The 13004-nt window shown below is 49.6% G+C and carries 9 protein-coding genes; 7 read left to right on the top strand and 2 right to left on the bottom strand.

The window, feature by feature from the left end:
• The first annotated feature begins 124 nt into the window (after positions 1 to 124).
• Together gcvH and gcvP are read left to right on the top strand one after the other, a co-directional pair.
• Complete coding sequence (gene gcvH, locus RSC70_RS08135; RefSeq protein WP_025799171.1) at positions 125 to 511, top strand: glycine cleavage system protein GcvH; 387 nt, start codon at positions 125 to 127, stop codon at positions 509 to 511.
• Positions 512 to 665: 154 nt separating this feature from the next.
• Positions 666 to 3548 carry an aminomethyl-transferring glycine dehydrogenase gene (gene gcvP / locus RSC70_RS08130; protein ID WP_332542199.1) on the top strand — a complete coding sequence of 961 codons (2883 nt, stop codon included), beginning with the start codon at positions 666 to 668 and terminating at the stop codon, positions 3546 to 3548.
• Positions 3549 to 3638: 90 nt separating this feature from the next.
• Here the strand turns inward: gcvP and RSC70_RS08125 are convergent, their stop codons facing one another.
• Positions 3639 to 4511, bottom strand: a complete 873-nt coding sequence (locus RSC70_RS08125) for a LysR family transcriptional regulator (protein WP_130999302.1) — start codon at positions 4509 to 4511, stop codon at positions 3639 to 3641.
• Between the two features lie 103 nt (positions 4512 to 4614).
• Between RSC70_RS08125 and budA the strand changes: the two genes are divergently transcribed.
• From budA to RSC70_RS08110, 3 genes are all read left to right on the top strand, one after another.
• Positions 4615 to 5397 carry an acetolactate decarboxylase gene (gene budA, locus RSC70_RS08120; RefSeq protein WP_332542198.1) on the top strand — a complete coding sequence of 261 codons (783 nt, stop codon included), beginning with the start codon at positions 4615 to 4617 and terminating at the stop codon, positions 5395 to 5397.
• Positions 5398 to 5426: 29 nt separating this feature from the next.
• On the top strand, positions 5427 to 7103 hold the full coding sequence (gene alsS, locus RSC70_RS08115; protein ID WP_046459055.1) for an acetolactate synthase AlsS: 1677 nt from the start codon (positions 5427 to 5429) through the stop codon (positions 7101 to 7103).
• Positions 7104 to 7630: 527 nt separating this feature from the next.
• A complete protein-coding gene (locus RSC70_RS08110; protein WP_040046186.1) occupies positions 7631 to 9031 on the top strand; it encodes an alanine/glycine:cation symporter family protein in 1401 nt (466 codons plus the stop codon).
• 616 nt (positions 9032 to 9647) lie between these two features.
• Here the strand turns inward: RSC70_RS08110 and trhA are convergent.
• The gene (gene trhA / locus RSC70_RS08105) at positions 9648 to 10298 is read right to left on the bottom strand and encodes a PAQR family membrane homeostasis protein TrhA (protein ID WP_025801627.1); all 651 of its coding nucleotides are present in this window, start codon (positions 10296 to 10298) and stop codon (positions 9648 to 9650) included.
• Between the two features lie 660 nt (positions 10299 to 10958).
• On the opposite strand from trhA, the gene RSC70_RS08100 reads away from it, so the two are divergent.
• Both RSC70_RS08100 and RSC70_RS08095 read left to right on the top strand, forming a co-directional pair.
• Entirely contained in the window at positions 10959 to 11843 is an 885-nt protein-coding gene (locus tag RSC70_RS08100; protein ID WP_025801626.1) for a nucleoside-specific channel-forming protein Tsx, read from the top strand.
• Between the two features lie 201 nt (positions 11844 to 12044).
• Positions 12045 to 12863, top strand: coding sequence for a shikimate 5-dehydrogenase (locus tag RSC70_RS08095; protein WP_040046184.1), 819 nt, complete (start codon positions 12045 to 12047; stop codon positions 12861 to 12863).
• Positions 12864 to 13004 lie beyond the last annotated feature (141 nt).

Below are 13004 nucleotides of genomic sequence, written 5' to 3'. Positions count from 1 at the left end.
CTCACGTACCGTGTGTACGCTCCGGTTCCTGCGCGCTGGCCGCACTCAAATTGGCTACGCTCGCTACGCCAATTGAATCAGACTTATAAAGTAAAATTTAACAAACATTTAAGAGAGGATGTCGATGAGCAACGTGCCTACTGAATTGAAATATACCGCATCTCACGAATGGGTTCGTGCAGAAGGCGAAGGGGTGTATAGCGTTGGTATCACCGAGCATGCACAGGAACTGCTGGGCGATATGGTCTTTATCGATCTGCCAGAAGTCGGCACATCTTTTGATGCGGGCGATGACTGTGCGGTGGCCGAGTCTGTGAAAGCGGCTTCCGATATCTATGCCCCAATCAGCGGCGAAATCGTTGCTATCAACGATGAGCTAGAAGGTGCACCAGAGCTGGTTAACAGCGCTCCATACTCCGAAGGCTGGCTGTTCCGCATCAAAGCATCAGACGAAGCGCAAATTGCTGGTTTGCTGGATGCCGCAGCCTACGAATCTTCTATCGAAGATTAATGCCTGCGTTGTGAATGGTGTTGGGCGCAGCCGCGCTTGATCGTGCTTCATCCTTTTTCCCCGCGCTCTAAGCGGGGAGAAAGTGAGTTCGTGCCGCATTTAGTTGTGTCAAATCAGCATTTCTTTTGTATGTACATTTAGGAATCAGTCACTCATGACCCAGACTCTCAGCCAGCTCGAAAACAGCGAATCCTTTATCGCTCGCCATATCGGTCCGTCTGTCCAACAGCAACAGCAAATGCTGGAAACCGTTGGCGCACGCTCTTTGCATGAACTGATCGAGCAGATCGTTCCTTCCGATATTCAGTTACCTACTCCGCCAGCGGTCGGTGATGCTGTAACGGAACATCAGGCGTTGGCTGAGCTGAAAGCCATTGCGGGTCAGAATCAGCGTTACAAATCCTTTATTGGTATGGGGTATCACGGTGTTTTGATGCCGCCGGTTATCCAGCGCAATATGCTGGAAAATCCGGGCTGGTATACCGCCTATACGCCATATCAGCCGGAAGTTTCCCAAGGTCGTCTTGAGGCGTTGCTGAACTTCCAGCAGCTGACGCAGGATCTCACCGGTCTTGAATTGGCGTCGGCTTCTTTACTGGATGAAGCCACCGCCGCCGCGGAAGCTATGGCGTTGGCGAAGCGTGCTAGCAAGCTGAAAGATGCGAATCGTTTCTTTGTGGCTGCCGATGTCCATCCGCAAACGCTGGACGTGGTGCGTACTCGCGCTGAAACCTTTGGCTTTGATGTGATCGTCGATGACGCGGACAAAGTGCTCGATCATCAGGACGTGTTTGGCGTATTGCTGCAACAGGTGGGGACCTACGGCGAGCTGCACGACTACACCGATCTGATGAATGAGCTGAAAAGTCGCAAGGTGATTACCTGTGTTGCCGCCGATCCTATGGCTCTGGTGCTGCTGGCCGCGCCGGGTAAATTAGGGGCTGACGTTGTGTTTGGTTCTGCGCAACGTTTTGGCGTGCCTATGGGCTACGGTGGTCCACACGCGGCATTTTTTGGCTGTCGTGATGAGTTTAAGCGCTCCATGCCGGGGCGTATTATTGGGGTTTCTCGCGATGCCGCGGGCAATACTGCACTGCGTATGGCGATGCAAACGCGTGAGCAGCACATCCGTCGCGAGAAAGCGAACTCCAATATCTGTACTTCTCAAGTCTTGCTGGCGAATATTGCCAGCCTGTATGCGGTCTATCATGGCCCCGTTGGCCTGAAACGCATTGCCGATCGCATTCATCGTTTGACCGATATCTTGGCTGCGGGTCTGAAGCAAAAAGATGTGACCGTTCGCAACCATAGCTGGTTTGATACCCTCACGGTAGCCGTGAAAGACAAGGCTGAAGTGTTGGCGCGCGCGCTGAGCTTTGGTTTTAACCTGCGCAGCGATATTCCGGGCGCTGTAGGGATTTCTTTGGATGAGGCGACCAGCCGCGAAGACGTTGAAGCACTGTTTGCTATTCTGCTGGGCGATAACCACGGGCTGGATATCGATACGCTGGATGCGCTGGTTGCAGAAGATAGCGCTGGCAGCATTCCTGCCCACATGCTGCGTACCGACCCAATTCTGACGCATCCTGTATTTAACCGCTATCACAGCGAAACCGAGATGATGCGCTATATGCATCGCTTGGAGCGCAAGGATTTGGCATTGAATCAGGCCATGATCCCATTGGGCTCTTGCACCATGAAGCTGAATGCTGCTGCGGAAATGATCCCAATTACGTGGCCTGAATTTGCTGAGCTGCATCCGTTCTGCCCGCCAGAGCAGGCTATGGGTTATCAGATGATGATTTCTCAGCTGTCGCAATGGCTGGTTCAGTTAACCGGTTATGATGCCGTGTGCATGCAGCCGAACTCTGGTGCACAGGGTGAATACGCGGGTCTGCTGGCCATTCGTCGCTACCACGAAAGCCGCAACGACGCGGCGCGCCATATTTGTTTAATTCCAAGCTCAGCGCATGGCACTAACCCTGCCTCGGCGCAGATGGCGGGGATGAGCGTGGTGGTGGTTGCCTGTGATGATTCTGGCAACATCGATCTACACGATCTGCGTGCTAAAGCCGAACAGGCGGGCGACGAGCTCTCTTGTATCATGGTGACTTACCCGTCAACGCACGGCGTGTATGAAGAAACTATCCGCGAAGTGTGCCAGATCGTGCATCAGTTCGGTGGGCAGGTTTACCTCGACGGTGCGAACATGAATGCGCAGGTAGGGATCACCACGCCTGGCTATATTGGCGCTGATGTTTCTCACCTGAACTTACATAAAACGTTCTGTATCCCGCACGGCGGTGGCGGACCAGGTATGGGCCCAATCGGTGTGAAATCGCATTTGGCTCCATTTGTACCAGGGCACACCGTAGTGCAAATTGATGGTTTAACCACCCAGAAAGGCGCGGTTTCTGCGGCACCGTTTGGTAGTGCTTCCATTCTGCCAATTAGCTGGATGTACATCCGTATGATGGGGGCTGAAGGGCTGAAGAAAGCTAGCCAGACCGCTATCCTGAATGCCAACTACATCGCAACGCGCTTGAAATCAGCGTATCCGATTTTGTACGCAGGCCGTGATGGTCGAGTCGCGCATGAATGTATTTTGGATATTCGCCCGCTGAAAGAGCAAACCGGTATTAGCGAAATGGATATTGCTAAACGTTTGATCGACTTTGGTTTCCATGCGCCAACCATGTCGTTCCCTGTTGCGGGTACGTTGATGGTTGAGCCAACGGAATCTGAAAGCAAAGCCGAGTTGGATCGCTTTATCGATGCGATGCTGGCAATCCGTGCTGAAATTGAACGCGTGAGCAGCGGCGAATGGACGCTGGCGGATAACCCGCTGGTGAATGCGCCACACATTCAGGCTGAACTGGTTAGTCACTGGGAGCACGCTTATTCTCGCGAACTGGCCGTATTCCCAACGGAATCAACACGTGAGAATAAATACTGGCCAACCGTAAAACGTCTGGATGATGTTTACGGCGACCGTAATTTATTCTGCTCTTGTGTGCCTATCTCTGAATACGAATAGCATTTAGATAGGCTGCCCAATCAAAACCGCCCTGACGTTAAAATCGCGTCAGGGCGGTTTTTTTATGGGCGTTTATGATGGAAGTAAGCGTTACAGCAAATTCAGTAAGTGCAAAATAATATGGCTGCTGTCGCCGCGTCGCCACGCAATCGCAATATCACTGGTTAGCCGAGTGTCTTTGAGCTTCAAACACACCACGTTTTTTTCGTCAATTTTGCTTAGTGAATCAGGCACGATAGCCATGCCAAAACCGCCGCCCACCATGCTGATCGCCGAGGTTAACTGAGGCGACTGCTGGCCTAGATTGGGCGAGAATCCGGCGACTTCACAGGCATGAATGGTTTGGTCATAAAGGCTGGGGGCTACTTCGCGCGGAAAAGTGATCAGCGATTCATCTTTGAGATCGATCAGTGAAACCGTGCGGTTATGGCTAAGTGGATGCTGGCGTGGGAGTGCCACCATCATCTCTTCGGTGTCGATGACGCGACACATAAAATCTTTGCTGCGTTCGCACGGTAGGCGGATAAACGCGAAATCAATGTTCCCCTCTTCTAATGCATTCATCAAACCGGACATCTCTTTCTCCTGCGGCTGAAGGTGCATCATTGGGTAATTTTCTCTAAAGCTATGCAGTAAAGAAAAAACCGCAGGGTTGAACGCCGTGGAGCAGGCGAAGCCGATATTGACCGTTCCGCTAATGCCTCTGGCGACGTTGCGTGCTCGCTCAAGCGCGGCATCGGTGAGTTTGATGATTTCACAGGCGTCTTTATAGAGCGTTTTTCCCGTTTCGGTTAGCTCAATCCCGCGCGTTAAACGTTTAATCAGCGGGGTGCCAACTTCATGCTCAAGCCTTTGAATTTGCTGGCTGAGTGGGGGCTGTGAGATCCCTAACTGTTCGGCTGCTCGCGTAAAGTGACCTGTTTGAGCCACCGCGACGAAATAGCGTAAATGGCGTAGTTCCATATCAAAAACGTCTCAAAGTGAACACAACATCATATTGGAACTCATTGCTGAAAGGAGTCAACCTTTAGTTAACAACGCTAATGATTAAAAAATGGATCACCTCATGAAAGCACATCATTCTGACTGTTCATGCGTGGCAGACATCGCAGAAACTGCTAAACAGCTCTATCGTAAACATCCAGAACGCGTCATTTATCAAACTTCTCTAATGAGTGCGCTATTAAGCGGGGTTTACGAAGGGGAGACCACAATGGCCGATTTGCTCCAGCATGGAGACTTTGGCTTAGGCACCTTTAACCATCTTGATGGCGAAATGATTGCGTTTAACCGCAATATTTTCCAGCTGCGTGGTGACGGCAGCGCCCGCCGCGCTAAACCTGAACAGAAAACGCCTTTTGCGGTGATGACCTTTTTCCAACCGACTGAAGAATACCGCATCAACCGTTTGCATAGCCGAGATGAGATCCATCAGGTTATCGACAAAATGCTCACCAGCCAAAACGCCTTTTGCGCGCTACGCATTGATGGGGTTTTCCGTAACGTAGAAACACGTACCGTGCCGGAGCAGCACCGTCCTTATAAACCAATGCAGGAAGCCATTGAGGCTCAGCCGACATACCACATTGAACATCGCGAAGGGGTGTTGATTGGTTTTCTGACACCTAATTACATGCAAGGTATCAACGTTGCGGGATATCACGAACACTTTATCACCGCCGAACGCGACTGCGGCGGCCATATTCTTGATTATCAGGTGGAAAGCGGCGTTTTGACCTTTGGTTCTATCGATAAATTACTGATCGATTTCCCTCATGATGATGATTTTATGCAGGCCGATTTGTGCCCTGCAAATTTAGATACGGCGATTCGTTCCGTTGAAAGTTAAGCCTTTTTGGCTGCGAGGAGTGTGGTTCCATGAAAAAGTCTGATAGCAATAAAGCATGGCAGTGCGGGGCGGATTTGATCGTCGCTCAGCTAGAAGCTCAGGGAGTGAAACACGTATTTGGTATCCCTGGTGCGAAAATCGACAGGGTGTTTAACTCGTTGGTTGATTCCAGCATTGAGACAATCGCCGTTCGCCATGAAGCCAACGCGGCATTTATGGCGGGAGCCGTTGGGCGTTTAACCGGCAAAGCCGGTGTGGCCCTAGTGACATCTGGACCTGGGTGTTCCAATTTAATTACCGGCGTAGCGACGGCGACCTCAGAAGGCGATCCTTTGGTTGCGCTGGGCGGGGCGGTGAAACGTGCCGATCATTTAAAACAGGTACATCAGACGATGGATACCGTGACGATGTTCCGTCCGGTAACCAAATATTCAGCCGAGGTGACTTCGGCGTCGGCATTGTCTGAAGTGTTGGCGAACGGCTTTCGTGCCGCCGAGTTTGGACGCCCCGGCGCCAGTTTTATCAGCTTGCCGATGGATATTCTCAATGAGCCGGTCAACAGCAGGGTGTTAACAACACAGCATCCTACTCTTGGTGCGGCTCCTTTTGAAAGCATCGTGCAGGTGGCCCGTCGGCTTGAAAAAGCGAAGAATCCGGTGATTTTGCTTGGCTTGATGGCAAGCCAGCCGCGTAACGCGGACGCTATTCGCCGCCTATTGCATAAAAGTGGACTGCCGGTAACCAGCACTTACCAAGCCGCTGGGGTTATCGATCAGGCTCACTTCCATCGTTTTGCAGGGCGTGTCGGACTTTTCAATAATCAGGCGGGAGACCGCCTATTGCGTAACGCTGATTTGGTTATAACGATTGGCTATAGCCCGATTGAATATGAGCCAGCACAGTGGAACAACGATGGTGCCGATCTGGTTCATATCGACATCATGCCTGCCGAAACCGATAGCGATTATCAGCCGGATATTGAGCTGGTGGGGGATATCGCTGAGACGTTAGATCTGCTGTCGGAACATATTCATGCCGCGCTTGATTTAAGCAGCGACGCGGTGGCGATTTTAGAAGAGCGCCGTCAGCAGCGCGATCTTTTAGCGCAGAAAGGAAGAAGCTTAACCCAGTTTGCCATTCACCCGCTGCGCTTGGTCAGAGCCATGCAGGATATCGTGAATAGCGACGTGACGCTGTGCGTTGATATGGGGAGCTTCCATATTTGGATCGCCCGCTATTTATACAGCTTCCGTGCGCGTCAGGTGCTGATTTCAAACGGACAGCAGACGATGGGGGTTGCGTTACCGTGGGCGATTGGTGCCGCGTTAGTCGACCCGAGCCGTAAAGTGGTTTCGGTTTCCGGCGATGGCGGTTTTATGCAGTCCAGCATGGAATTGGAAACGGCGGTGCGCCTAGGCGTGAACCTGTTGCATATCATATGGGTAGATGAAGAATACAATATGGTTGCGATCCAAGAAGACAAAAAATACCACCGTACGTCGGGGGTTAAATTTGGCCCAATCGACTTTAAAGCCTACGCGGAAGCGTTTGGTGCCAAGGGATTTGCCGTGACGTCTTCAGAAACATTGGAAAGCACGTTGCGTGCAGCGATGGACGTACAGGGCCCAGCGGTTGTTGCCGTGCCGGTTGATTACAGCGATAACGCACTGCTGATGAGCCAACTGAATATGAGCGAACTGTTTTAATTTTTATTATTGTCATTTCACCTACCCCGAAGGCTGTCTGACATAACATCTCTTCGGTTTCGGCCTCATCGTTTGCTTGATGAGGCTTTTTTTATTTATCGCGTTCAGGAATATCTTTAAGCCTTACTTTTTTTCATTAATTTTGGGTGAGATTTTCTAATGACAAAACCCAATAACTACAATTAAAGCTTGGCTGGGTGATAATATAAAAAGTGATAAATATTAAATAATTACATTATTATTACATCCTATTACTTACGCTAATCATCATTTTTACTCATGTTACTGATGGTCGGTTTCTGGGCAAGTCTGGCGACAAAAGTGTGATAGAGTTCTCACCGTGAAATGTTCCCCTTTTTAAGACGAGATCAACGGGGCCTAGCTGGCCTTATCTGTTGATACATCTGCATTTTTCATTATGGCAACCCACCTTGGTGCTTATACAGACTACGGGTGAACTATTGGCTTAAAACAACAACCATGACGTGTGACCACACACGCACTGGCATAAAAACAGGTAAGGCATTATGGAATTCATTGCTCAGTTAGTTAATCAGGTTAACAGCCTGCTTTGGGATGAACTGCTGATTTTCCTCCTGTGTGGAACAGGTATTTACTACACGCTGCGTTTGGGTTTCATTCAGATCCGTCATTTTGGCTCTGGTTTTAAAGCGTTGTTCGGCGGTATTTCTTTGTCAGGTGCAAAGGCTGACAAGCAGGGTATGAGTTCATTTCAGGCGGTTGCAACGGCTATAGCAGGACAGGTCGGTACCGGTAATCTGGCTGGCCCCGCAACGGCAATTGTGGCTGGAGGCCCCGGTGCGATTTTCTGGATGTGGGTTTCCTCGTTTCTGGGAATGGCGACGATTTACGCGGAAGCGATGTTGGCGCAAAAATTCAGATCAAAAGATAAAAACGGTCAAGTGGTCGGTGGCCCTGCGTATTACATTGAAAAAGGGCTGAACTGCAAATGGCTGGCCTGTATTTTCTCCGTGTTGGTGATTATTGCGCTGGGCTTTATCGGCAATATGGTGCAGTCCAACTCTATCGCGGCGGCGTTTAATAGTTCTCTGGGTGTACCAGGCTGGGTGATCGGTATTGTATTGGCTGTGATCACCGGCGTGGTGATTATGGGCGGGATCAGCAGCATTGCCTCATTCACCGAGAAAGTTGTGCCGATTAAAGCCGTATTTTATCTGTTGGGAACCTTGGTTATTTTGGTGCACAACGCCCACTATATTTTACCGGCGTTTAAATCGATTTTTGTGGCAGCATTTAATCCAACTGCGGTGTTGGGCGGTGGTGCAGGGATTGCGATTCAGCAGGCAATGCGTTTTGGTATCGCTCGCGGTCTGTTTTCCAACGAAGCAGGGATGGGCTCAACGCCGCATGCTCACGCGGTGGCTAAGGTTGAACGTCCAGAACAACAGGGTTATATCGCGATGATGGGCGTGTTTGTGGTGTGCGTTATTGTCACGTTAACCGCATTAGCGATTATCACGTCGGGTATGAGCATGTGGGAGTTAGGTGGCAAAACTCAGACCAACTTCCTTGGTGTATTCACCGGACAAGGCATTGCGGTGACTCAGCAGGCATATACCTATGTTTATGGCTATTTTGGCAGCCTGTTTATTTCGGTTTCGCTGTTCTTCTTTGCTTTCTCAACGATTGTTGGTTGGTACTACTATGGTGAAATGAATATTCGTTATCTATTCAATTCCCAACGTGCGGTACGTGCTTATCAGCTGGTGGTGATTGCCTTCATCTTTATTGCCTCGTTCTTCAAAGTCGAGCTGGTGTGGAATATGGCGGATATGTTCAACGGACTGATGGTATTGCCAAACCTCGTGGCGCTGATTTTGCTGTCGCCGATAGTGATTAAGATGAGTAAGTATGTGGGTGGGAAGGTAGCGGAGAATAAGGTTTAAACATTGGTGGATGTTATGTCCGCAATTTTACCTTTGTACTGTGTGAACGTCCTTTAGGTATGGTGCATATTACGTCCGCTTAAAATCCCGAACGCTACCAGTGCATCGTGCAGGCGTCCGTGTTAGGGGGCCAATCGCCGCCCCCTAACAACCCGGCTTGGCACCCCCTTCCAGCCCGCTACGCGGGTGCCCTCATTTCATCATTCCGGTCTTAACGGAACGAACGGCAATCGCCATCCTGGCTCCTCCGTTCTTTCGCCGACGTCCCTGTCGGCGAATCCTAACCTGCATGATTCACTCGGCTGTCCGGTAACGTGCCGGAAAAGGTCAAACCCAAAAGACAAAAACTCGATCTGTTTTTTAGTTTAAGTCATGGCATTTAGAGCAGTGAAAACAGGATGTTTTCACGAGGGGAGGAGGCGCCAAGGATGGCGCATGCCGACCCGGCGCGGAGATGGCATCTCGGATAAAAGCGCGCGAGTTGAGAGCCCCCGCGCAACGGGGCTCTCATCGGACGCCTTCGACTTGGCTAAATATGAAAGCGGTTATTGATAGGCGGTCGAAACCTTACACCATGTCGTACAGAGAATAGGCGAACAAAACCTGCCCCTACCATCTACACATACAAATAAATCGCAAAAAAATGACAAGCGCATCCGCCCAGCACAAACGCATGCCAGATCGCGTGGTTGTACGGAATTCGTTTACTGACGTAGAAAATTACGCCTAGCGTATAAACAATCCCACCTACCGCCAGTAGCGTTACACCACCCCATGCCAGCTTGGTTGCTAACTGATAGATAACAATTAATGACAGCCACCCCATCGTGAGGTAGGTAATAAGTGAAAGCACTTCAAAGCGATGGGCAAACGCGAGTTTGAACAAAATACCAAACAGTGCAATCCCCCAGATGACCCCCATCAACCATTTGGCTAAGGTGGAATCTAATCCAACCAGCAGGAATGGCGTGTAGGTGCCGGCTATCAATAAATAAATGGCGCAGTGGTCAAACACCTTCAGCCAGCGTTTAACGTTCTGATGCGAAATCGCGTGATAGAGCGTGGATGCAAGAAACAGCAAAATCATGCTGCCGCCGTAAAGGCTGTAGCTGGCGATTGCTGTGGCATCGGCACCGGTACCAATGGCTTGCACCAACAATAAAACCAGACCGACGATCCCCAGAATAAAACCAATTCCGTGACTGATGCTGTTGGCAACTTCCTCTGCCAGTGAATATCCCTGCTGAACAATGTTTGCCTTTGCCATAGTGCGGCACTACCTCTGTTGAACAATGGAAATCATGCTATTGCTAAAAACTAGAGCTAGGTTAGCTGAGAACCATTCCAGTGTACACGTGTAAGCTCAAATATAATTGCGCTAATTACGACACGAATGACTTTGTTTTTGTTTATCATGTAATTATATGTTTTTAGAGCGAGTAGATTGGCTTTAGGAATAATAGTGCAGCAGAGTATTTGTCATGATTTTCACAAAATGACGATTGATTTATTATCATCCAAACATTTGTTGGTCTGCGACATTGTAACAGCGGCAAAGTTTCGTCAATTTTTTCCTTTTGTAAGTTGCGCAACCTTTCATCTAAACACAAAAAACGTGAGTGTTTCTCCCCGAATGCCTGATGGCATAAGCCTTTCAGGGCAATTCGTATGACAATGACTTGGTTTTAAATTTGATTATTGCCGCAAAGATTGTAGAATCCCTCCGAATTTTTTCATCGCAAACGTGAACGCAATCGATTACGTATTTAAGAATGTATTCAGAGATCACAGATTTTTGTGAGCAATAATTTCTATAATACGCACGGCCAGAAAGGTGGGTTGTTGATCAATTGATGGCTATTTGTGGTGATGTTTACATGGGTCTTTTCCCTGGCAGGGAATTTTGCTTAAGGTAAGTAGCAATATTATGAAAAAAATAATTTTAGCTGCAGGCACCGTGCTTGCACTTTCAAGCAGCGTTACCGCTGTAGCAGCAGACAACAACAGCGAATATCTTTCTGACTGGTGGCATCAAAGCGTTAACGTGGTGGGCAGCGCCCATACGCGTTTTGGACCACAGCTGAGAGACGATACTTACCTTGAGTACGAAGCTTTTGCTAAGAAAGATTGGTTCGACTTCTACGGTTACATAGATGCGCCAATGTTCTTCGGCGGTGACAGCACCTCTCGCGGTATCTGGAACCACGGTTCTCCTCTGTTCATGGAAATTGAACCGCGCTTCTCTATCGATAAGCTGACTGGCACCGATCTGAGCTTCGGCCCGTTCAAAGAGTGGTACTTCGCGAATAACTATATCTACGATATGGGTCGCAACAACGATAACCGTCAGAGCACTTGGTACATGGGTCTTGGTACCGACATTGATACCGGCTTGCCAATGAGCCTGTCGATGAACGTGTATGCCAAATACCAGTGGCAGAACTACGATGCGGCCAACGAAAACGAATGGGACGGCTACCGTTTCAAAGTTAAATACTTCGTGCCAATCACCGAAGTATTGGGCGGTAAGCTGAGCTACATCGGCTTCACTAACTTTGACTGGGGTTCTGACTTAGGTAAAGATTCTGGCCATAGCGACCTGAATGGCATGCGTACTCGTACCAGCAACTCTATCGCTTCTAGCCATATTTTGGCACTGAACTACGATCACTGGCACTACTCCTTCGTTGCACGTTATTTCCATAACGGCGGACAATGGCAGGATGGTACTGAGCTGAACTTCGGCAAAGGTAACTTTGACGTGAAATCTACCGGCTGGGGTTACTACCTGGTTGCGGGTTACAACTTCTAAGCTTCACCGAGTTGATGCCTATACGAAAGGAGCCTAAGGGCTCCTTTTTTGCATTTGGGCCCAGCCTGAGAGCGGATTAAAAGAGGAACTTTTAACAGCAAATTCAGCCATTTTCACCCTCCTTGTTTTAGTCCATGATAGTGGCAAAGGCAGGTATCACTCTGCGGCTTTTCTAAATTCATTTTTTGGCGAAGAGGTTCTATGACTAAACATCTCAATAAAGATACTCAGGTATGTATGTCGCTGGCGGCGCGTCCGAGCAACTTCGGCACGCGCTTTCATAATTATCTTTATGATGCGCTCGATCTGGACTATCTCTATAAGGCCTTTACGACCAAAGATATCAAAGCGGCAATTGGCGGTGTACGCGCGTTGGGGATCCGTGGTTGCGCGATCTCAATGCCATTTAAAGAGGACGTTATCCCGCTGGTGGATGAGATGGATGCATCTGCTAAAGCCATTGATTCCGTTAACACCATTGTGAATACCGATGGCTATCTCAAAGCGTATAACACCGACTATTTAGCGATTGCCCAGCTTTTGGCGCAGTATGCCGTTTCTCCTGAACAAGTCTTTGCCCTGCGTGGCAGCGGTGGTATGGCGAAGGCCGTGGCCTGTGCGTTAAAAGACGCCGGCTTTAAGCAAGGCTATATTGTGGCGAAGAATGAAAAAACCGGGCAGCAACTGGCTTCTCTATATGGCTATGAGTGGCGGCCAGATATGCAGGGAGTGGAAGCCGAGGTGCTGATCAACGCGACGCCAATTGGCATGAGCGGGGGAGCCGATGCTGACACGTTGGCCTTTAGCGAAGATGAGATTGATCGTGCGAAGGTGATTTTTGATGTTGTTGCTTTGCCATCAGAAACGCCGATGATTCGCTATGCCAAGACTCAGGGGAAAACGGTTATTAGCGGCGCTGAAGTTTTTGCTATTCAGGCAGTTGAGCAGTTTGTGTTGTATACCGGTATTCGCCCCGATCATGAGCTGTTTTTGGCTGCGGCGAAATATGCGCGCGGGTGAAATTGGGGTAAGTGCTTTTAGTTTGACAGACCCCCTCCCAGCCTCCCCCTTAGCAGGGGGAGGAGCACATCGAGTGCAAAATTAATACCGAGAACCGTTCGGCCCCCTCCCCTGAGAAGGGGAGGGCTGGGGTGGGGGCAA

The sequence above is a fragment of the Hafnia sp. genome (assembly GCF_036648275.1).
Classification (GTDB): domain Bacteria; phylum Pseudomonadota; class Gammaproteobacteria; order Enterobacterales; family Enterobacteriaceae; genus Hafnia; species Hafnia alvei.
This window is presented reverse-complemented; position numbering and strand designations above follow the sequence as displayed.